Source organism: Brevibacillus parabrevis (genome assembly GCF_022701015.1).
GTDB classification, from domain to species: Bacteria; Bacillota; Bacilli; order Brevibacillales; family Brevibacillaceae; genus Brevibacillus; species Brevibacillus parabrevis.
Genome location: NZ_CP064090.1, coordinates 833078 through 855000, shown reverse-complemented (window position 1 = coordinate 855000; position 21923 = coordinate 833078). Strand labels below are relative to the sequence as shown.

The following is a 21923-nucleotide window of genomic DNA, read 5'->3' as shown; positions in this document are numbered from 1 at the left end:
AGCGAGACAGTTAGTCTGAACATTCCTTTGATCAGTGCCGGAATGGACACGGTAACAGAATCAGCACTCGCGATCGCGATGGCCCGCCAAGGCGGCATTGGCATCATCCATAAAAACATGACGATTGAGCAGCAGGCGAGCGAGGTAGATCGCGTAAAGCGCTCGGAAAGTGGCGTCATTACCAACCCGTTTTCTTTGAGCCAGGATCATACAGTAGCAGAAGCGGATGCTCTGATGGGCAAATACCGCATTTCCGGCGTGCCGATTGTCGATGAAGAAAAGCATCTTATCGGGATTTTGACCAACCGTGATCTGCGCTTTGTTCATGACTACTCGACACCAATCAAAGAAGTGATGACAAAAGACAATCTCGTGACTGCTTCTGTAGGAACAACGCTCCAGCAAGCAGAAGCGATTCTTCAAAAGCACAAGATTGAAAAGCTGCCACTGGTTGATGAGAACAATATTTTGCGCGGACTTATCACCATTAAAGATATCGAGAAGGCAATTCAATACCCGCAGGCAGCCAAGGACCCACAGGGACGCTTGCTGTGTGGCGCGGCGGTCGGTGTATCTGCTGATACGTTCGAACGTGCAGCGGCGCTTGTACAGGCAGGTGTGGATGTCCTGGTGGTCGATACAGCACATGGACACTCCAAAGGTGTAATCGAAACCGTAAAAGCCATTCGCAAAGAGTATCCAAACTTGACGATCGTAGCGGGAAATGTTGCGACAGGACAAGCTACCCGCGATCTGATCGAAGCTGGCGCATCTGTTGTAAAAGTCGGTATCGGTCCGGGTTCCATTTGTACTACTCGCGTCGTAGCAGGTATCGGTGTACCGCAAATTACCGCGATTCACGATTGTGCCCAGGTAGCTCGCGAGTACAATATTCCAATTATTGCCGACGGCGGTATTAAATACTCCGGCGATTTGCCAAAAGCGATCGGTGCTGGCGCTTCTGCGATCATGATCGGCAGTCTGTTTGCCGGAACGGAAGAAAGTCCAGGCGAATTTGAGATTTTCCAAGGCCGCCGTTTCAAGGTATACCGCGGCATGGGCTCGATTGGCGCTATGAAAGCAGGAAGTAAAGACCGTTACTTCCAGGAGAACGAACAAAAGCTTGTTCCAGAAGGAATCGAGGGCCGCGTTCCTTACAAAGGGCCGTTGGCAGATGTGACCTACCAACTGATTGGCGGTTTGCGTGCAGGGATGGGTTACTGCGGAGCGAAGACGATCGAGGACTTGATCCAGAACTCCCAGTTTGTCCGGATCACGGGAGCCGGCTTGCGTGAAAGCCATCCACATGACGTGCAAATTACCAAGGAGTCGCCGAACTACTCGATTTCTTAGTTTATAAGAAAATCCCCCCTTCTAGAAAGAAAGGGGGGTTATTTAATTTGTAGGCAAAAATTTAAAAACTGGTCGCAGTTAACGTACAGCTATCTTCTATAAATAGCGATTTCTCCGTCAGAGGCAATATTTCCTACTATCTTGAGGCGATAGTTCCCTGGGACGACAGATACTGGGTCGGTATAATCAGTATTGCCTTTTGGCGCAGTTAATCTTCCTAATTTAATTGTTTTCTCTACTTTTCCATTCTCGCTTAATTTTTCGATGTTAAACTGTTACATCGCAGTTACTATTTGAAGCATCTAATCCAGCGTTAGCCTTTCCAAAGAGATGGAATGTGTCACGGCCAATATATGTACCTCCCTGTGTTACGCTGAAAGACCTCCAGTCAAGTTCAATGCTCATGGTACTAATATCCTTTTTAGTTTGCTGTTCCACTAGGGAATCGGTGTTCCTTTTTTCGACTGCGGCATGAGCAGAAACTGGATTCATAACAACCAAACCAAGAGCGAGTGAAGCAAAAGTGTATAAAACCTTATTCACGAGATAAGCCTCCTTAAATATTGAATATATTGCCATTTATACCATAATATAATTTAATTTCAATTATATTTTATATATCCAATCAATTACCTACTAATGAGTCTATTTGGACTTCAATGAGATCGTAATGGTATGTTAAACTTACACTTGGTGCTCAATTACCGTATGAATTTATGACAGAATTGGAGAGTGAGAAGAAACTATGAAGCGAACAACATGGAAAAAGCGACTGACAGGTCTGATCCTTTCTCTCGCAGTGTTTGCAACCGCAATGGGAGGAGCGGCGACGAAGGCCGATGCAGCACCTGCAGCCGATCTACAACTGGCAGCGAAATCTGCCATTCTATTAGAGGCATCAACAGGAAAAATATTGTACAGTATGAATCCAGATGCCTCACTGCCACCTGCCAGCATGAGTAAGATGATGGCGGAATACCTGGTGCAAGAAGCAATCAAGGAGAAGAAAATCAGCTGGGATGAGAAGGTGCCCGTAAGTGAGTATGCCTTCTATGTGGCAAGAATCTCCGATACGTCTGGCGTATACCTAAATCTAGGTGAGTCCTTCACAGTCAGAGAGCTGTACAATGCGATGGCTGTCGTTTCTGCTAATGACGCAACTGTACTGCTTGCTGAAAAGATTGCGGGCAGTGAAGCAAACTTCGTGCAGATGATGAACAAGAAGGCTGCAGAGTTTGGTATGAAAAACACGTCTTTCGTAACATCTAGCGGTTTGCCAGCCAACGAGTTGGGACCATATTCCGTTAAGACAGATCAAGTGGAAAACCTGATGTCTGCTCGCGATTCGGCCATCCTCGCTAGAAACCTGATTCGTGATTTCCCAGAAGCTTTGGAAGTATCCAAGATCCCACGGTTTACGTTCCGTCCCGGTTCTAAAAATGAGCTGAAAATGGCGAATAACAACTGGATGCTGCCTGATCTCCCGAATTACTATCAAGGTGTAGACGGATTAAAGACTGGTTATACCCAAGCAGCAGGCAATTGTTTTACTGGTACGGCCGTTCGTGATAACATGCGCTTGATTTCTGTTGTCATGGGAACAGACAGCAAAACAAAGCGCTTCGTAGAAACCAAAAAGCTTTACGACTACGGTTTCAGCAATTTCAAATTAACCAAGCAGTTGGACAAGAATGCTTCTGTAAAAGGCTTTGAAACTGCACCTGTAAAGAACGGGGTAGAACTGACAGTACCAGCAGTAACAGGCAGCGAAGTAAACGTACTGACCAAAATTGGCGGGGAAGCAAAATTCACCCCAACAGTTACCTTCCAAGACTTGAACGCGCCAATCAAGCAAGGCCAAGTAATCGGTAAGCTCGTACTGAAAGAAGAAGGGGCAAAAGACACCGATTACCTCCAGCCGGAAGACGCGGCAAAAGCAGGCGTGGATGTAGTGGCAAGCCAAGAGGTGGAAGAGGCGAGCTGGATTCGTTTGTTCTTCCGCAGCATCATTCAATTTTTCAGCAACTTGTTCAGTAGTGGAACAGGAAATTAAATAATAGTTGTTTTCCCCCTCATCTATCGTTTACAATGACGGTAACAAGGAACCATAACAGAGCATAACAGTTACGGTTCTGACTTCATGATGTAGGGGGAATTTTCATATGGTACAAGTAGGAACGTCCCGCGTAAAAAAAGGTATGGCTGAGATGCAAAAAGGCGGCGTTATCATGGACGTCGTAAATGCTGAGCAAGCAAAGATTGCTGAAGCTGCTGGCGCCGTAGCTGTTATGGCGCTGGAACGCGTACCTTCTGATATCCGTGCTGCTGGCGGAGTAGCCCGTATGGCTGATCTGGGCATTGTGGAGGAAGTTCTGAACGCTGTTTCTATCCCTGTTATGGCAAAAGCTCGTATCGGACATTTTGTCGAAGCCCGCGTATTGGAGTCAATGGGTGTAGATTACCTGGATGAAAGTGAAGTTTTGACCCCAGCGGACGATTTGTACCACATCAACAAAAAAGACTTCACTGTGCCGTTCGTATGTGGTGCGCGTGATCTGGGCGAAGCGCTTCGCCGCATCGGAGAAGGAGCTTCCATGATCCGCACAAAAGGTGAGCCAGGGACCGGGAACATCGTAGAGGCAGTTCGCCATATGCGCACGATGATGGCTCAAATCCGCAAAGTGCAGGCGATGTCTTACGATGAGCTGATGGCAGAAGCGAAAAATTTGGGTGCTCCATACGAACTGCTCGAACAAGTACACCAAACAGGCAAACTGCCTGTCGTGAACTTCGCGGCTGGTGGCGTAGCTACCCCGGCAGATGCGGCACTGATGATGCAATTGGGCTCTGACGGCGTATTCGTCGGCTCGGGTATTTTCAAATCGGAAAATCCGGAAAAATTCGCGCGGGCAATTGTCGAGGCAACTACCCACTACACAGATTACGAGCTGATCGCACGCGTATCAAAAGGCTTGGGCAGTGCGATGACGGGAATCGAAATTTCCAAAATTCGCGAAGCTGATCGCATGCAAGAGCGCGGCTGGTAAGGTGAGTCAAATGAAAATCGGTGTACTCGCGCTGCAAGGGGCTGTGGCAGAACACTTGCGCATGCTGGAGGAAGCAGGGGCGACAGCCGTTCCTGTCAAAAAAGCAGAGGAACTCGCAGACCTCGACGGATTGGTTCTCCCAGGCGGAGAGAGCACGACGATCAGCAAGCTGATGCATAAGTACGGATTCATGGATGCGCTTCGTGAGTTCGGAAGCGCTGGAAAGCCAATCTTCGGCACTTGCGCGGGAGCGATTCTCTTGGCCAAGCAGATTCAGGGGCAGGATGAATGCCATCTGGGGCTGATGGATATCAAGGTGGAGCGGAACGCGTTTGGTCGGCAAAAAGAAAGCTTCGAGGTCACAATGCCCGTAGCTGGTGTCGGTGCAGATTACCCGGCAGTGTTTATCCGCGCTCCTTACATCGTAGAAGTCGGAGAAAATGCTGAGGTGCTTGCCAAGTACGATGAAAAGATCGTCGTTGCCCGAAACGGTCACTACCTGGCGGCTGCTTTTCACCCGGAATTGACCGAAGATGCACGGCTGCACAAATATTTCCTCGAAATGGTCAAAGAGTACAGAAGCTAAAGCCAATCAATAAACATCCTCGAAAGAAGATCGGCATGAACAAGATGCCGGTCTTTTTTTGTATGAAGATCATCGCGGAGTAGCCTTTACATACGTATAGAACCTGTAGTACAGTTAACAATAGAAGTATGCATGAATGAGAATGCGATGATGAGAACAAGTACCTCATGAAGAATCTGGTGCAGAGAGTCGGTGGTGGGTGCAAACCGATCCGGTCTGTGGGGGAATCCATCTCGGAGTGGCAAAGGAATGAACTTTGTCCGGAACCGTCCCGTTACGACGGATTGAGTGGATACATGTGCAGTCTTGGCGTGTATCAACGAGGGTGGCAACGCGGGTATACAACACTCGTCCCTTATGGGGACGGGTGTTTTTTGCATTTTATTATCGATTCGGAGGGATTCGAACATGTTGGACGTAAAAGTATTGCGTCAGGATTTGGAAGAAGTAAAACGCCGTTTGGCGCATCGCAACGAAGATATTTCCGCTCTGGATCAGTTTGCAGAAGTGGACGAAAAACGCCGTCAAGTTATTCAGGAAGCGGAAGCTCTGAAAAATAAACGCAACACGGTATCTGAGCAAGTAGCCGTCATGAAACGGAACAAAGAGAACGCCGACCATTTGATCGCGGAAATGAAAGAAGTAAATGAGCGCATCAAAGCGTTGGATGAGGAACTGCGTGGGCTGGATGAACAGCAAGAACTGATTTTGCTGAGCCTGCCTAACCTGCCACATGAAAGCACACCAATTGGTACTTCGGAAGATGACAACGTGGTGGCTTGGACGTGGGGCGAGCCTCGCAACTTTGGTTTTGAGGCGAAACCACACTGGGAAGTAGCCAGCCAGGCTGGTATTCTCGATTTTGAAACGGCAGCGAAGGTAACCGGAAGCCGCTTTGTCTTTTACAAAGGACTGGGAGCGCGTCTGGAGCGGGCGTTGATGAACTTCATGATGGATCTCCATTCCAATGAACACGGATATGAAGAAGTCATCCCGCCATTCATCGTGAACCGCGCGAGCATGACCGGAACCGGACAATTGCCTAAGTTTGAAGAAGATGCTTTTAAACTGGAAGGTCCTGATTACTTCCTGATTCCTACCGCAGAGGTGCCAGTGACGAACATGCACCGCGACGAAATCATGGATGGAGCAGACTTGCCTAAATACTATACGGCGTTCAGTGCTTGTTTCCGTTCGGAAGCAGGTTCGGCAGGGCGCGACACGCGTGGTCTGATTCGTCAGCACCAATTCAACAAAGTCGAGCTGGTGAAGTTCGTCAAACCGGAAGATTCCTACGATGAGCTGGATAAACTGGTGAAAAATGCGGAGAAGGTGTTGCAGCTGCTTGGACTGCCATACCGCGTGCTGAGCATGTGTACCGGAGATCTCGGATTTACTGCGGCGAAGAAATTCGACTTGGAAGTTTGGATTCCAAGCTACAATACGTACCGGGAAATCTCGTCGTGCTCGAACTTCGAGGACTTCCAGGCTCGCCGTGCCAATATCCGTTTCCGCCGCGATACAAAATCGAAGCCGGAATTTGTGCACACTTTGAACGGATCGGGTCTTGCGATCGGCCGTACAGTAGCAGCCATTTTGGAGAACTACCAGGAACAAGACGGTTCCATCACCATTCCGGAAGTTTTGCGTCCGTATATGGGTGGAGTAGAAAAAATCTCCCCGAAATAAGCGAGCAAAGAAACGCATAAAAGCATATGGAAAAGCAAAGCAGCCTTCTGATTCTGACGGGTCAGGGGCTGCTTTGTTTTTGCCAAAAAGAGCTGTAAATCAAGGACAAGGGCATGTTTTGATAAAATGTGTTCTAATACAGTGTGATTTTTTTGAAAATTGTGTTGCGCTGTATTAGTGTCTGTTATATAATAAAAACAAATTTAAAGAATATTGTTTTAATACAGATATGGAGGGAAAGAAAATGGACTGCTATCGGTGTGAAGGAAACGGCGAACAAAATTGCCCAAGATGTGGAGGCGTTGGTCACGATGACAACGGAGCGGCTTGCCATCATTGTTTGGGAGATGGGCATGTGAGTTGCAGTCATTGCAGCGGCAGCGGATATCAGGATTAGATCATTTTTTTTGCACCTACTGTACTATAATAACTTTTCGAAAACGAATCTGTACCATAATAATTCGGACGTTATCAAGGATGGTGACCAGTTTTGACTACGATTCCAACTAATCCATATCCGCTGGAGATTCAGATCACTGGCGAGATGCATTCCGGCTATCAGGACATCCTCACGCCAGAGGCGGTTCAATTTGTGATCAAGCTGGAACAAAAGTTTGGCGACAGACGGCAGCAACTGCTTGCCGATCGCAAGGAACGTCAGCTGAAAATTGATGCGGGACAACTGCCTGACTTTTTGCCGGAAACAGCCGAGATTCGCAACGGAGATTGGACGATTGCTCCACTGCCGCATGATCTTTTGGATCGAAGAGTGGAGATCACCGGGCCATCTGGCGACCGCAAAATGGTGATCAATGCGCTGAACTCAGGCGCTCGCATGTTCATGGCCGATTTTGAAGATGCCAATTCGCCTACATGGGAAAACTCGATCCAGGGACAGATCAACATGAAGGACGCGGTTCGCCGCAACATATCATACACCAGCCCGGAAGGAAAACAGTACACCCTGAATGAGAAGACGGCTGTATTGATCGTACGGCCGCGTGGCTGGCACCTCGATGAAAAACACATACTCCTTGACCAACAGCCGATTTCCGGCAGCCTGCTCGACTTTGGTCTTTATTTTTACCACAACGTCGATGCCTTGATCGCGAACAAGACAGCCCCGTATTTTTACTTGCCGAAGCTGGAAAGCCATCTGGAAGCGCGCCTCTGGAACGATGTGTTTGTTTTCGCCCAGGAGGAACTGAATATTCCGCGGGGGACGATTCGCGCGACGGTGCTGATCGAAACGATTCTCGCTGCTTTTGAAATGGATGAAATTTTGTATGAGCTGCGCGAGCACAGTGCGGGATTGAACTGCGGGCGTTGGGATTACATTTTCAGCTACATTAAAAAGCTGCGCAATAGCCCGGATGTCATTACGCCTGACCGGGCACAAGTGACGATGACGGTTCCGTTCATGAAAGCCTACACCACTTTGGCGGTGAAGACTTGCCACAAACGCCAGGCACCTTGCATTGGCGGAATGGCAGCGCAAATTCCGGTGAAAAACGACCCGGTCAAAAATGAAGAAGCGATTGCCAAAGTACGTGCCGACAAAGAGCGGGAAGCATACGACGGGCACGATGGTACATGGGTAGCTCATCCGGCATTGGTGCCAGTTGCCATGGAGGTTTTCAATCGTTTGATGAGAGAGCCGAACCAGATCTGGTATAAGCGCGAGGACGTGCAGGTGCAGGCGAGCGACCTTCTGGCTGTACCCGAAGGCACGATCACAGAGGAAGGCGTTCGTACCAACATCAGTGTCGGTTTGCAATATATCGAGGCATGGCTTCGTGGCTTTGGGGCTGTTCCGATTCACAATCTGATGGAGGACGCAGCGACGGCAGAAATCTCCCGTGCACAAGTATGGCACTGGATTCGTCATCGACATGGCGTTCTTCAGGATGGCAGAAAGATCACGGAAGGCTTGGTGAAACAGTGGCTGAGCGAAGAACTGCAAGCGTTGAAACAAGCGATTGGCCAGGAGCGTTATGAAAACAGCAAATTCCAGGTCGCGGGCGAGCTTTTCTTGCGGCTGGTGACGGAAGACGATTTTGAAGATTTTCTGACTGTGCCGGGCTATCGCTATCTCTAAATAAAACAATAAAAATGGGTGGGGGAAACGAAAATGAGCAAACAAACAAAACAGGAAGCTATTCAACAGATCGAGCAAAGCTGGCAGGGCGAGCGTTTTCAAGGGATTACCCGGACGTACACGGCGGAAGATGTTTTCCGGCTGCGTGGTTCGGTTCAAATCGAGCACACACTGGCTCGTCTCGGAGCGGAGCGGCTGTGGAACTTGCTGAATACAGAGCATCATATCAAGGCGCTGGGGGCATTGACCGGGAATCAGGCGATTCAACAGGTAAAGGCCGGCTTGAAAGCCATTTACCTGAGCGGCTGGCAAGTAGCGGCTGACGCGAACCTTTCCGGACAAATGTATCCTGACCAAAGCCTTTACCCGGCGAATAGCGTTCCTCATGTTGTGAAAAGAATTAACCAGGCATTGCAGCGTGCTGACCAGATTGACCAGTCCGAAGGCGGCACAGATACGTATTGGTTTGCTCCGATTGTCGCTGACGCCGAAGCGGGCTTTGGTGGACCGCTGAACGTGTTTGAATTGATGAAAAGCATGATTGAAGCGGGGGCAGCAGGTGTGCATTTTGAAGATCAGCTGGCTTCCGAGAAAAAATGCGGACATATGGGCGGAAAAGTTTTGATCCCGACGCAGGCTGCTGTCCGCAATCTGATTTCGGCCCGTTTGGCAGCAGATGTCATGGGAGTGCCGACTATCATTGTAGCTCGTACAGACGCTAACGGCGCATTCCTGATCACGAGCGACGTTGACCAGCAAGACCAGCCGTTTTTGACAGGCGAACGGACGCCAGAAGGATTTTTCCGTCTGCGTGGCGGGTTGGATGCAGCGATTGCCCGTGGACTCGCCTACGCACCTTATGCCGATCTGATCTGGTGCGAAACGTCCGAACCAAATCTGGACGAAGCACGCCGATTTGCCGAAGCGATTCATGCCCAGTACCCAGGCAAGCTGCTCGCTTACAACTGCTCGCCTTCGTTCAACTGGAAGAAAAAACTCGACGAGGAATCGATTGCACGCTTCCAGGAAGAGCTGGGCGAGATGGGCTACAAGTTCCAATTCGTGACGCTTGCGGGCTTCCATGCGTTGAACTACGGCATGTTCGAGCTGGCACGCGGCTACCGTGATCGTGGAATGGCTGCTTACTCCGAATTGCAGCAAGCTGAATTTGCCACAGAGGTGAACGGTTATACAGCTACTCGTCATCAGCGTGAAGTGGGTACCGGCTATTTCGATGAGATTGCACAAGTGATTGCCGGCGGAACTTCCTCGACCACAGCACTGACTGGTTCGACAGAAGAAGAGCAGTTTGCGCACCAGTAATCAATGAAACAAAAACGGACTAGGGGGCATGCCTCCTAGTCCTTCATTTTTTGCCGATAGGTTTGTGTGCCTCCCCATTTTATTTTAGGGTAAGCTCGATTTGCTGGCTGTCTTGGCCGCTACGCGACGAACTGCTTTGCCGCACGGACATTCCCCCTCCAGAGGATGGATTGGAGACTTCCAGTGCGATCCGGCTAGTTGTTTCGTTGAGGTCGATTTGCAGTGCTTCTACGCTACCTGCTGGAATGAGCACTGTCTGATCGATGGGAGTGCCGTTTGTGTATGCGATGAGTGGTTCTTTTGTATCTGCGTCTTCCACCCTCAGGTTAAGGCTGCGATCGTTAGCGCCCCGGTTGTTAATCATGATGGTCAAAGAGGAATCGGTCCCTCTTCGCGACAGAACGAAGCGCGTTGTCGAGTAGTTGGAGGAATGGTTCGTCGATGCCATGTTTTGTCCCTCTCCTTCCTTAAACGACTTCAATTGTTGGAATGGTTGTTTTGCTGCAAAAGATTGAGGATGGTTTCGCGATTTTGCGTTTCTTTCTCCAGCAATTTCTGAAGCAAAGATTCGAATGAGCTGCCCCCTTCGATACAACCACAAGGAGAAGCGCTGCTTCCGCCTCCCTGGTTGGGTGGGCAAAAGCATTTGACTAACTGTAGCAATAACAGGAGCAGAACGGTGTTGTCGCTGAAGTTAATCAAAGTGCTGTTTCCTACCGTGAAGGAATTTCCGTTCGATATCGTATTGGCGGAGTTGTTGGCAGAGCTGGCGATCCCGTTTGCTGTGCTGGTCAGAGCGCTGTCGTGATTAAAAGTATTATTGGAAGTGCTCAGGTTGGCCGAGTCATTGCGGGCGCAGCTGGTAGAATCAAGGGTACTGTTGGCGTTGCTGTTGTTGTCATTTGTGGAAGAGTTATCTGCCGAACTGGTATTGGTCGTTGTGTTGTCGCCTGTAGTGGCTGTGGCATCGGTATCCGATGTATTGTCCGAGTCGCTGGTGCTTGTAGATGAATTGTCGCCCGTAGTGGAAGTGCTTGGCCCGGCAGAAGAGGTTGCATCGGTATCGGAAGAGTTGGTGGCATCGCTGTTGCTGGTGGACGAATTGTCGCCCGTAGTGGAGGTGCTTGGCCCGGCAGAAGAAGTCGCATCGGTATCGGAAGAGTTGGTAGCGTCGCTGTTGCTGGTGGACGAATTGTCACCCGTAGTGGAGGTGCTTGGCCCGGCAGAAGAAGTCGCATCGGTATCGGAAGAGTTGGTAGCGTCGCTGTTGCTGGTGGACGAATTGTCACCCGTAGTGGAGGTGCTTGGCCCGGAGGATGAGGTCGCATCTGTATCCGAGTTGTTGGCGGAATTGCTGTTGCTGGTCGAAGTCTCGGTAGCAGTAGAGCCGCTGTCGGTGTCGGAATTGTTGGTAGAATTGCTGTTGCTGGTGGAGGTTTCGGTAGCAGTAGAGCCGCTGTCAGTGTCGGAATTGTTGGTAGAGTTGCTGTTGCTGGTGGAGGTTTCGGTAGCAGTAGAGCCGCTGTCAGTGTCGGAGTTGTTGGTGGAGTTGCTGTTGCTGGTTGAAGTTTCGTTGGCAGTAGAGCCGCTGTCGGTATCGGAGTTGTTGGTAGAGTTGCTGTTGCTGGTTGAAGTTTCGTTGGCAGTAGAGCCACTGTCGGTGTCGGAGTTGTTGGTAGAGTTGCTGTTGCTGGTGGAGGTTTCGGTAGCAGTAGAGCCGCTGTCGGTATCGGAGTTGTTGGTAGAGTTGCTGTTGCTGGTTGAAGTCTCATTTGCTGTGGCTTCGCTGTCCGTATCAGAGTTGACAGTGGCATCACTGGAGCTGACCGATTTGTCGATGGATTTGGCAATGATACAGCGGAAACGCCGCCTCCTGGAACGACATTTACGCCGCCGTCGCCTTTTGCAGCGATATCGCGATTTCAAACATTTAACCCTTCTTTTATGACACTTGCACTTCCTGCGACATCGTCTTCTTCGTTTGATTCGGCACCGTTTGGAAAGCTTTCTTTTCGCCAATGGTTGTCTCACCTCACATGGCAAAAGTATGGTTATACGAGTAGTATAGGTTGGCAAGGCAAAATGGGAACGGCGTTTGTCCTACTAGAAACGCACACATTTGATGGACATCAAAAATGTGGGTACGGATTGTAGCGCGTTGCCGAGAACACAAAGCAAAACGCATGGCACTGATCAAGCTGAAAAAAGTCAGCGACTGTTTTGCGAAAGAGTACGACCTAATTACAACTCTTGTTTTTATGCGGTTCTCTAGCAGTCAGAGAGCCGCTTTTTGTGTTCCCTTCGCTTTTTCACACAGTCTTAATAGCTTCTTAACAACCCATTTATATCAGTTTCATTTTGGTTGTTTACGATTAAAAGCGAAAAAACCAAAAGATCAAACACAAATAAAAACGAAAAGGGGCCTTAAAGATGAGAGGGAACCAGTTGAGCTGGAAACGAACCGTTGTTGTCATGACATCCTTTTTTCTGCTTGCCGGATGCGCCACCGAGACGAAATCAGACACTGCTCTGGATGCGTCGCAATTGACCCTGGATCAAATCGTAGAAAAAGCGAAGAAGGAGGGCGAAGTCAACTCTGTAGGGATGCCGGACACGTGGGCGAACTGGGGGGAGACTTGGGGTAATCTCCAGAAGGAATACGGCTTGAAGCATATGGATACCGACATGTCGAGCGCAGAAGAATTGGCCAAGTTTGAAGCAGAAAAAGATAATGCCACAGCAGATATCGGCGATGTGGGCATCGCTTTTGGACCGTTAGCCAAGCAAAAAGGGCTGACGCTGCCTTACAAAACCTCTTACTGGAACGACATTCCCGCCTGGGCAAAAGATGACGAAGGGCATTGGGTGCTAGGCTATACCGGAACGCTGGCTTTTCTCACCGACAAGACAAAAGTGCAAAATCCTCCGAAGTCCTGGGCTGATTTGAAAAGTGGAAACTACAAGATCGCGATCGGCGATGTCATGAAGGCAAATCAAGCGCAGTTTGCCGTGCTGGCTGCTGCTTATGCCAACGGGGGAGACGAGAAAAATATTCAGCCTGGCGTCGACTTTTTCGCTGAACTTGCCAAAAACAAGCGACTCAGCACGAGCGACCCTAGCCTGGCCAACCTGGAGAAGGGCGAAGTCGAAGTCGCTATCTTGTGGGACTTCAACGCACTCGGGTATCGGGACAAAATCGACAAAAACCGTTTTGATGTCCTCATTCCGGAAGAAGCATCGGTCAGCAGCGGGTACGCTACTTTGATCAATAAATACTCCAAGCATCCGCACGCTGCCATGCTTGCTCGTGAATACATCCTCTCCGACGCAGGCCAGTCCAATTTGGCTCGTGGCTACGCTCGACCTATCCGCGCGAACGCCAAGCTCGATGAATCTGCCAAAGCGAAACTGCTCCCGGAAGATATGTACAAAAATGCCCGTCCTGTAGGTGATCTGGCTGCGTGGGAAGCGACGGCCAAAAAACTGCCGCAGCTTTGGCAAGAGCAGGTGTTGATCCATGTCCGCTAACAACAAGCTGGCCATGATTGTGCTGGACGGACTGAGATTCGACACAGCTGTCTCGCACATGGGGTATATGCATCATCTGGTCGAGTACGGCATCGCGGCCCGCTTTCAGGTACGCTCGGAATTGCCGAGTCTCTCTCGTCCTTTGTACGAAGTTCTGTTGACGGGAACTCCTGCGTGGAAAAACGGAATTTCCAGCAATCAGGCGGCGCGGCTTTCGCACCAGGAGAGCCTTTTTCACCTGACGCGAAAAAACGGGATGTCCAACGCTGCTGCCGCTTATGGCTGGGTAAGCGAGCTGTACAACAAAGCGCCGTTCAGTCCGTTTCACGACCGAATCCAGCTGAACACGGAAAGTCCGATCCAAAACGGGATGTTTTACTGGGAAGATCATTACCCGGATACACACTTGTTTGCTGACGCCAACTTTTTGCTGAATGGATACCGTCCGGATTTTCTCTACGTCCACTCCATGAATATCGATGATGACGGTCACAAGTATACGGCTGATTCTGCGCAATATCGTAACCGCGTTCTGGCGGCAGATTCCATCCTGGCAAATGTGCTTCCTGCGTGGATGGATGCGGGTTATCAAATCATCGTGACAGCCGATCACGGGATGACAGCGGATGGGAATCACGGCGGCACCTCCAGCGCTGACCGGGACGTCCCTCTGTTTGTCATCAGCAACCAAGTATCTCCCGGCATTCGCGAGGAGGTTATCCCGCAATTGCAGGTGGCTCCGCTTGCCTGCCAGTTGCTAGGCATCTCCCCTTCGGAAGCGATGCAGCCATTGACCGTATGCGGGCAGAGTAGCAAGACGTCTCCCTGAGGGGGCGTCTTTTCCTCTCAGAAAGGAGCTTTTGCGATGAAACGATTTGCCAGCATGCTTTTGGTCACGACAATTCCGTTCTTTGCGATGATCGCTCTGTTTCTGCTCGTCCCGTTGCTTTCCATGATCGAGGGGAGCTTTCAGGCCGAGGGGGGCGGCGGTTTTACGATCAGTCACTATCAGGAGATTTTTTCCAATCCATATTACTTGCAGGCTTTTGAAAACAGTGTGCTCATCTCGTTCCTGTCGTCTCTTATCGGAATCATCGCTGCTGTTTTCGCTGCCTATGCGATTACCCGTTTCCCGCAGTCTCTGCAACAGCGAGTGCTTGTCATTACCAATCTAACCTCGAACTTTGCGGGGATTCCGCTCGCTTTTGCCTTCATTGTTCTGTTGGGGAATAGTGGTCTGTTTGTATTGCTTGCGAAGCAGCTGGGGATTGATTTTGGCCAGTCCTTTACTCTGTATTCGTGGAGCGGTTTGACGCTTGTTTATGTTTATTTTCAACTGCCTTTGGCAGTGATGCTTTTGTATCCCTTGTATCACGCCATTCAGAAGCAGTGGATGGAAGCGGCCGAGCTGCTCGGGGCAAGTCCTTGGCATTTTTGGCTGCGAATCGGTTTCCCGGTACTGTTTCCGGGCATCGTCGGCACATTCAGCATTTTGTTTGCCAACGCAATGGGTGCCTATGCTTCGGCCTACGCGCTCACGGGCAGCAACTACAACCTTGTGCCGATTCGGATTGGCGCGCTTGTCTCCGGCGACATTTTTGCCAGACCGGAGCTGGGTAGCGCTCTCGCCGTACTGCTCGGCCTAACGCTTGCCGCCGCCCTGGTCGTGAACGAGTGGCTGACGCGGAAGATTCGGAGGGATTTGTCTTGAAGCGAATTGGTTTGCCATCCTTGTCGTTTGCGTTGGTCATGCTGTATTTGTTTTTGCCTGTAGCGGCTACCGTACTTTATTCGCTGGCAACCGAGTGGAACAGCACGGTTTTGCCGGAAGGGCTCACGCTAAAATGGTTCGCGGAGCTGTATGGCGATCCCCGATTTTTGCAGGCATTCGGGCGCTCTTTTGTGCTGAGCTTTTTGACGACAGTTGTTGCTGTCGTGATTATCGTCCCGGCTGTTTTCTCCATTGTCGTTTACGCTCCCCGGATGGAGAAACTGGTTCAGCTTTTTGTGATGCTGACCTACGCTGTACCTGGCGTCATTATGGCGGTCGGCTTGATTCGTACTTATTCAGGCAACGGGATTCCGATGATCGTTATTACAGCCGGGGCGTATCTGGTCGGTCTGCTTCCGTATCTTTATCAAGGAACGCGAAACAGCCTGCTTGCCCTGCACGCCCGTTCATTGATGGAGGCGGCCGAGCTGCTGGGTGCGAGTCGCTGGCAGGCGTTCGTCCGGATTATCGTGCCGAATATCATGTCCGGAATTTTCGTGTCGGCGCTCCTGTCGTTCTCCATCCTGTTCGGTGAATTTGTCCTGATCAACATTCTCGTGGGAGGAAGATACGAGACCCTGCAACTGTATTTGTACAACAAGCTATCGGCAAGCGGGCATGTCGCCAGCGCGATTACTGTCACTTATTTTGTCCTGATGGCGATCATCACCAGCCTGATTGTCAGATTCACACGCCGAAGCTTCGCACGCAAGGAGGTCTCCTGATGAGCTACGTCCAAATCGAACACATGTCCAAAACTTTTCACGGCCAGCACGTGTTGAAGCAACTCGACCTTGCGATTGAAAAAGGCGAGCTGGTTGCGTTGCTTGGCCCTAGCGGGTGCGGCAAAAGTACGCTGTTGCGCATCCTCAGCGGTCTGACTGCCCCTGACACGGGCAAGATTTACATTGACGGCAAAGATGTGACTGACGTGTCGCCAAAAAACAGGGAGATCGGCATGGTGTTCCAATCGTATGCGCTTTTTCCCAATCTTACGGTCAGTCAAAACATTGCCTTTGGCCTGGAAATGAACAAAGTCCCGAAAGCGGATATTCGGCTGCGTGTCCAGGAAATGATCGAGCTGGTCGGGCTTGCGGGAAAAGAGCAAAACTATCCGCGCGAACTGTCTGGCGGCCAGCAGCAGCGTGTAGCCCTCGCCCGTTCGCTGGTTACCCGGCCAAAAGTGCTTTTGCTCGATGAGCCGCTCAGTGCCCTGGATGCCCAGATTCGCAAAAACTTGCAAAAACAGCTGCGCACCATCCAACGCGAGCTGAACATGACGACTGTGCTGGTTACGCACGATCAGGAAGAGGCCATGGCTGTCAGTGACCGCATCTACATCATGAACGGCGGCCGTATCGTGCAGCACGGCAGTCCTCATGAGATTTACACCCAGCCACACTCTGAATTTGTCGCTCGCTTCATTGGAAATTACAACGTGCTGAGCGCCGAGCAGCTGAACCAAATCGCGCCCGATCTGTCCATTCGGGAGGCAGCCGAGCGGTTCGCCATCCGCCCCGAGACATTTCGCGAACAGCCTGTAACTGCGGAAGACATCCGCTTGAGCGGGAAGATTGCTCATGTATCCATGCTCGGCAATGTTACCCGTTACGAACTGAACATTGGCGATGTTTCTGTACTGGTGGACACGCTGCACATGTCCTTCGAGTCCGAGCAGACAGGCACAACCAAAACATTGTATTTATGTCCCAAGGATGTGATTCCGCTCTATGACACTATTGCCTGAAGAACGACAGCAAGTGATTCTGGACGAACTGAACCGACACGGTAAAATTCAGGTGATGAATCTGGCAAAAAGCCTGGCAGTAACACCAGAGACCATTCGACGCGATCTGGACCAGTTGGAACAGCAACGCATGCTAAAACGGGTGTACGGCGGAGCGATCCCTTATCATTTGCCGAAACGGGAGCCGCATTTTGAAAAGAAACAAGCGATCCAACAGGCGGCAAAAACGAAAATCGGCCAAATCGCGGCAGAGCTTTTGTCTGACGGAGACACGATCGCGCTCGATGTCGGGACGACAACACTGGAGCTGGCACGTGCCATCAAGGGCCTCAACCAACTGACGATCGTCACCAATTCGCTCCCTGCTGCCGCTTTGTTGAACGAGTTGTTGGAAGCAAATCAATTCAACGGCCAGGTGATTATGCTGGGGGGTCTGACCCATCCGGCTCAACAATCGGTTGCCGGGGCGTTTACTTGCGAGCTGCTCTCGCGCTTTCATTTTGACAAAGCTTTTATTTCCTGCGGAGGAATCACCGCTGATGGCTTCACCGACTACGACATGGAAGAGACTTTGTGTTCGACCATGATGGTGCAGCGCTCAGAGCAAGTTTATGTTTTGGCAGACACATCGAAAATCGGCCAAACGCAATTTTCCCGTATATGCGGCTGGCCGGATGTCAGCGCGGTCGTTTGTGACCAGCCGATGCCGGATGAATGGCTTTCGTCAGGCATTCAAACTACCTGGATAAGCGAACATCCGCTAAGGAGAGACTTCACATGCTGATTGACTATCATCTTCATCTGGAAGAAGGGCCCTATTCACTGCGCTGGCTCGACCGCACCAATGCGGCCCTCGATCACTTTCATCCATTAACCCAACCTCGACATACCCGCGCCTGGCTGCTGGACAGCATGGCGCGATTAAATAACCGCTTGTCTCGCGGGGCATACGACCCGGCCTGGATCGATCTGTATTTGCGTGAGGCATTGAACAAAGGCTTGAAAGAAGTGGGGATTGTCGATCATTTATACCGTTTCCGCGAAGCGCGTCCTTACTTTGAACGGTACATGGAGCTGGGCGATACCGATTTGGGTCGCTTGCAGCGCACTTGGCTTGATCAGGTATGCACGGAGAGCCTCAGCGACTTTTGCGCGGCGATTGAGGCAGCAAAGCCGCATTGGTCGGCAAGCGGCGTGGAGTTGCGGCTGGGGATCGAAGCGGATTATTTTATCGGCGGGGAAAAAGAGTTGGAAAGCTTGCTGGCAGGCGCCTCGTGGGATTATGTGATCGGCTCTGTCCACTTTTTGCACGGGTGGGGCTTTGACAATCCCGAGACTCGCCAGTTGTTTGAGCAGCATGACTTGAAACAGCTGTACGCGGACTTTTTCCACACGGTTGAATGTATGATCAGGAGTGAGTTGTTTGATTTTGTCGCCCATCTGGACAATTTGAAAGTGTTCTCCTATCGGCCTGTGGAAGCGGAGCTTGTGCCCCATTACAACAGGATCGCGACTGCTTTGAAAGAAACGAATACAGCGACCGAAATCAATGCGGGCTTGTACTACCGCTATCCCGTTCAGGAGATGTGCCCCAGCCCGGCTTTTTTGGACGTTCTGGTGGCGCACGGCGTGCCGCTGACGCTCTCGTCCGATGCGCATTTTCCCGACGATATTGGAAAGTATGTGGCAGCGAATTTGGATACGATTCGTTCGCTGGGGGTGGCGGAGGTTGCTACTTTTTCTGGGCGTCGACGGCTTATGAAGGCGATTAGGTAAGTGGCAGGTATTGCAGGCTGCAGGTGAGAGTTGCTTGTAGGAGTTGGAATGGGACAGATGGGATAGGTTGGTGTTTTGGGTTTGGGGTGGTCGCTGGTCGTATATATTGTCTGGATATGACTGGCGGCATGTTTTGATCAGGATCATTTTCGGGATGCGAAAAAACCTTGGAAAGCCAAGGTTTTTTTGCGTGGAATTTGCCAAAAGATGTGTACCTGCATATAATAAGAGGGTAGGTGAGGTGTCAGAAGAAGGCTCTTTGCCGCTTTTTGAAACAGTCCATACTTGTCCCCGTAGCTCAGCAGGATAGAGCAACGGTTTCCTAAACTGTAGGTCGGAGGTTCGAATCCTCTCGGGGACGCCATGCAGATGAAAAGCCTTGATTTCTCAAGGCTTTTTCTTATTGAACATGCTATGCCGGTTAAATGCTCACCTCAACTCCTGTAAAACCTACCGCCTAACCTGCCTTCCCCGCCCCCAAACAACCAACACAAGAAGCCCAACCGTCACCATCAAAAAAACATAAGGCACCCCCGCCTCAATCGTCCCGTCAACAACGCCCATGAAATCCATCCACTTCTCCTTGTTCAACGTACCAGTAAACATAATCAGCAAATAAAACGCCTCAAATGCCTTATTACTGCGGGTCCAGACACCCATTGCAAGAGCAAGCGAGGGAATAAACAACGCACCAATTCCCCAGGCCAACAACCCGCTCGCATCGCCTTCCACCATATATCGCACGGCAAGACCGCTGCCTGTCAAAACAGCAACGATCAACCCCGCCAGCCACGAAACAGGGATTTGCCTTTGCAGAGGGGCTGGGCTGGAAAAAATGATATCCCTCGTGTTGTAGCGTATCTCTCTAACCCCCATGTTCGACCAAAGCAACACGGGCCAAAGCCAAGCGAGGGGAGCGATGATTCCTTTTGCCAATGGAAGCGGTGCAAACAGCGTAAGAACAATGAACAAAAAGGCAATGGCATACCACCAGAGCGGTTGGCCTTTGAGCATGAGCTTTAATTCTACCTTCAACATATCCCATGCATGAAACCGCATCGTTACCTTGCTTAAAGCAGCCATACGCCGATTTGAAGATTCAATCCATTTATTTTTGTCATTTTCCGTATCGCTGCTGACTTCCTTGCGAGAGAAAAAGCCAAGCTGCCATTTGCCCGATTTTCTTATTGGTTTATCGAAGCCACGAAATGCCACAGAAGCCAGCAGGAGCAACGGAATGGCGATGATGATCCAAAAAATCCGGCTGATAAAAATATCCCAACTCCAGTTCACGCCGCTCCAGAGGAATGTTTGTAGCGGTTCCTCTACTAAAACCACGCCGTCTGACAGAACTCCTGGCGTTTGGGGAAACAAGTGCTTATAAGATTCACTGATGCTGTCTTTAAAAATTTCTCTTCCGGTAAAGCTGCTGACAGGGAGGCCGAAAATATCAAAGGTGGGGATGCTGATCAGCACAGTAGGAGCCCAGATGCAGAAGAAAAACAAGATGTTCCCAAAGCCGGTTCGAAGCACGGGGAGTGTTTCGAAAAGTACGGCAAGTGCGGATAAAGCAAACATGCCAGGCAAAATGATAATGACCATCGGCAAAACAAACGAACCAAGGTCGATAGTCAGGACCTCCTGACGCAGCAGCTGCATGACGATGGCCATCGTAAACGTCAAAATGACAATGATCGTCAGTATCGCAAAGTTGCTTAGAAACTTGCCAGCCATATAGTCAAGCTTGCGGAGCGTTGTCGTTGAAATGATTTGGCCGACTCTAGTTTGCCGATCGCGCTCGATCGTATTTTTTATCAAAAAGAAGCCAAACATCGTCAAAAAGCTCATGACGGAAATGGAAACGGCTGCTCCGATCCAGGCAGAATTAAGGACACCGCGATATTGGTCTATTAACAACACGGCGTATGTCGCCTGACTGTTGGGAACGAACAGAAAGGCGCCGATGATGGAAAGAAACAAGGTAACCAAAAATCCATAGCTGCGGGTGCGCTCCAACAGGTCGGCTCGTGCGATATGATAAACTTTGCGAATCCTGCTCATTGCCGCACCTTCCCGTGGCTGGAAATGCAGTGCAGATAGGCGTCCTCCATACCGGGCGAAACTAACTGGGCGTCATTCGACGGCGATTCGTCCGAGACAATGCGGAGCAAAACACCGCCACCAGAGCGAACCGTACTGCTGATCATCCATTTTTTGCGCAGCTCCTGAACTTCGGACGAGCTAACGTTCCATTCCCATACCTTGCCTTGCACAGTCTCCAGCAGCTCATCCGGCGAGGAATGATGCAGGAGGTGCCCTTTTGACAAAATCGCTATGGATTCGGCAGTAGCCTCCACATCGGACACAATATGCGTGGAGAAAATGACGATGCGATCACCGGAGAGGTCCGACAACAAGTTTCTGAAACGTACCCTTTCTACGGGATCAAGCCCGACAGTCGGCTCGTCTACGATTAAAATTTTCGGATCATTGAGCAGCGCCTGAGCAATTCCGATACGCTGCCGCATTCCTCCCGAATAGCCCCCGATTGCCCGTTTGCGCACATCGTACAAGTTAACGACGTGCAGCAATTCTTCAATCCTAGTCTTGGCTTCTTTCCTGTGGACCCCTTTGATCGCTGCCATGTATTCGAGAAATTCCACGGCATTGAGGTGAGGATACACGCCGAAATCTTGCGGTAAATACCCGAGATTTTCACGAATTGCATCAGGATTTTGAAAAATATCGACGCCGTTCCATAAAATCGTGCCGGTCGTTGCGCTCGTAATCGTCGAGATGATGCGCATCAAAGTGGACTTCCCCGCACCGTTTTCACCAAGCAGCCCGAGCACGCCTGGTTTCAACTGCAAACTGAAATCTTTAAGTGCCCAAAAATCTTGGGAATACTGCTTGCCGACACAATTCAATTCCAGTTTCAAGCTCCGATCCCTTCTCTCTGTATACTCTCCACTCCAAAAGACATTTGATCGATAAAAAACAAAGTA

20 protein-coding genes, 1 tRNA gene and 1 other annotated feature (1 of these 22 cut by a window edge) are annotated in these 21923 nt (G+C 50.4%); of the genes, 17 read left to right on the top strand and 4 right to left on the bottom strand.

What is annotated here, in order from left to right; translation table 11 throughout:
* Positions 1–1353 carry the 3' portion of an IMP dehydrogenase gene (gene guaB, locus IRJ17_RS04260; protein ID WP_173599961.1) on the top strand. The gene continues 108 nt to the left of window position 1, outside the view, so the window shows 1353 of its 1461 coding nt (coding positions 109–1461); its start codon lies beyond the left edge, outside the window; the stop codon is at positions 1351–1353.
* A gap of 267 nt (positions 1354–1620) precedes the next feature.
* Here guaB and IRJ17_RS04255 read toward each other — a convergent pair whose 3' ends face one another.
* On the bottom strand, positions 1621–1896 hold the full coding sequence (locus IRJ17_RS04255) for a hypothetical protein (protein WP_242773374.1): 276 nt from the start codon (positions 1894–1896) through the stop codon (positions 1621–1623).
* Positions 1897–2098: 202 nt separating this feature from the next.
* Between IRJ17_RS04255 and IRJ17_RS04250 the strand changes: the two genes are divergently transcribed.
* From IRJ17_RS04250 to aceA, 6 genes are all read left to right on the top strand, one after another.
* Entirely contained in the window at positions 2099–3406 is a 1308-nt protein-coding gene (locus IRJ17_RS04250; RefSeq protein ID WP_173598240.1) for a D-alanyl-D-alanine carboxypeptidase family protein, read from the top strand.
* 109 nt (positions 3407–3515) lie between these two features.
* The gene (gene pdxS / locus IRJ17_RS04245; protein ID WP_122966893.1) at positions 3516–4400 is read left to right on the top strand and encodes a pyridoxal 5'-phosphate synthase lyase subunit PdxS; all 885 of its coding nucleotides are present in this window, start codon (positions 3516–3518) and stop codon (positions 4398–4400) included.
* 10 nt (positions 4401–4410) lie between these two features.
* Positions 4411–4986 (top strand): pyridoxal 5'-phosphate synthase glutaminase subunit PdxT, encoded by a 576-nt coding sequence (pdxT, locus tag IRJ17_RS04240; protein WP_122966892.1) that lies wholly within the window; start codon positions 4411–4413, stop codon positions 4984–4986.
* Between the two features lie 138 nt (positions 4987–5124).
* Positions 5125–5345, top strand: a binding site (T-box leader).
* A 49-nt stretch (positions 5346–5394) separates the two neighbouring features.
* The gene (gene serS, locus IRJ17_RS04235; RefSeq protein ID WP_063230253.1) at positions 5395–6675 is read left to right on the top strand and encodes a serine--tRNA ligase; all 1281 of its coding nucleotides are present in this window, start codon (positions 5395–5397) and stop codon (positions 6673–6675) included.
* Between the two features lie 490 nt (positions 6676–7165).
* Complete coding sequence (gene aceB / locus IRJ17_RS04230) at positions 7166–8773, top strand: malate synthase A (protein WP_217023281.1); 1608 nt, start codon at positions 7166–7168, stop codon at positions 8771–8773.
* Between the two features lie 33 nt (positions 8774–8806).
* Positions 8807–10096 carry an isocitrate lyase gene (aceA, locus tag IRJ17_RS04225; protein WP_173599959.1) on the top strand — a complete coding sequence of 430 codons (1290 nt, stop codon included), beginning with the start codon at positions 8807–8809 and terminating at the stop codon, positions 10094–10096.
* Positions 10097–10175: 79 nt separating this feature from the next.
* Here aceA and IRJ17_RS04220 read toward each other — a convergent pair whose 3' ends face one another.
* Positions 10176–10544: a hypothetical protein gene (locus IRJ17_RS04220; protein WP_242773372.1), complete on the bottom strand. Its 369-nt coding sequence runs from the start codon at positions 10542–10544 to the stop codon at positions 10176–10178.
* A gap of 234 nt (positions 10545–10778) precedes the next feature.
* Between IRJ17_RS04220 and IRJ17_RS28105 the strand changes: the two genes are divergently transcribed.
* From IRJ17_RS28105 to IRJ17_RS04175, 10 genes are all read left to right on the top strand, one after another.
* Complete coding sequence (locus IRJ17_RS28105) at positions 10779–10904, top strand: hypothetical protein (RefSeq protein ID WP_255679195.1); 126 nt, start codon at positions 10779–10781, stop codon at positions 10902–10904.
* A 27-nt stretch (positions 10905–10931) separates the two neighbouring features.
* Positions 10932–12044 carry a hypothetical protein gene (locus IRJ17_RS04215; protein ID WP_242773369.1) on the top strand — a complete coding sequence of 371 codons (1113 nt, stop codon included), beginning with the start codon at positions 10932–10934 and terminating at the stop codon, positions 12042–12044.
* 482 nt (positions 12045–12526) lie between these two features.
* Complete coding sequence (locus IRJ17_RS04210; protein WP_173598246.1) at positions 12527–13624, top strand: ABC transporter substrate-binding protein; 1098 nt, start codon at positions 12527–12529, stop codon at positions 13622–13624.
* Positions 13614–14453, top strand: coding sequence for an alkaline phosphatase family protein (locus tag IRJ17_RS04205; RefSeq protein ID WP_173598247.1), 840 nt, complete (start codon positions 13614–13616; stop codon positions 14451–14453). The genes IRJ17_RS04210 and IRJ17_RS04205 overlap by 11 nt, the downstream gene beginning before the upstream one ends.
* A 36-nt stretch (positions 14454–14489) precedes the next feature.
* On the top strand, positions 14490–15335 hold the full coding sequence (locus IRJ17_RS04200; RefSeq protein WP_173598248.1) for an ABC transporter permease: 846 nt from the start codon (positions 14490–14492) through the stop codon (positions 15333–15335).
* Positions 15332–16120: an ABC transporter permease gene (locus tag IRJ17_RS04195; RefSeq protein WP_063230261.1), complete on the top strand. Its 789-nt coding sequence runs from the start codon at positions 15332–15334 to the stop codon at positions 16118–16120. The genes IRJ17_RS04200 and IRJ17_RS04195 overlap by 4 nt, the downstream gene beginning before the upstream one ends.
* Entirely contained in the window at positions 16120–17142 is a 1023-nt protein-coding gene (locus IRJ17_RS04190; protein ID WP_242773366.1) for an ABC transporter ATP-binding protein, read from the top strand. The genes IRJ17_RS04195 and IRJ17_RS04190 overlap by 1 nt, the downstream gene beginning before the upstream one ends.
* A complete protein-coding gene (locus tag IRJ17_RS04185) occupies positions 17126–17926 on the top strand; it encodes a DeoR/GlpR family DNA-binding transcription regulator (protein ID WP_173598250.1) in 801 nt (266 codons plus the stop codon). Before IRJ17_RS04190 ends, IRJ17_RS04185 begins: the two co-directional genes overlap by 17 nt.
* Positions 17920–18918: a histidinol phosphate phosphatase domain-containing protein gene (locus tag IRJ17_RS04180; protein ID WP_242773363.1), complete on the top strand. Its 999-nt coding sequence runs from the start codon at positions 17920–17922 to the stop codon at positions 18916–18918. The genes IRJ17_RS04185 and IRJ17_RS04180 overlap by 7 nt, the downstream gene beginning before the upstream one ends.
* A gap of 287 nt (positions 18919–19205) precedes the next feature.
* Positions 19206–19282, top strand: a tRNA-Arg gene (locus IRJ17_RS04175).
* An 86-nt stretch (positions 19283–19368) separates the two neighbouring features.
* Here the strand turns inward: IRJ17_RS04175 and IRJ17_RS04170 are convergent.
* Both IRJ17_RS04170 and IRJ17_RS04165 read right to left on the bottom strand, forming a co-directional pair.
* Positions 19369–20979: an ABC transporter permease gene (locus IRJ17_RS04170; protein ID WP_242773361.1), complete on the bottom strand. Its 1611-nt coding sequence runs from the start codon at positions 20977–20979 to the stop codon at positions 19369–19371.
* A complete protein-coding gene (locus tag IRJ17_RS04165; RefSeq protein ID WP_242773358.1) occupies positions 20976–21857 on the bottom strand; it encodes an ABC transporter ATP-binding protein in 882 nt (293 codons plus the stop codon). Before IRJ17_RS04165 ends, IRJ17_RS04170 begins: the two co-directional genes overlap by 4 nt.
* Positions 21858–21923 lie beyond the last annotated feature (66 nt).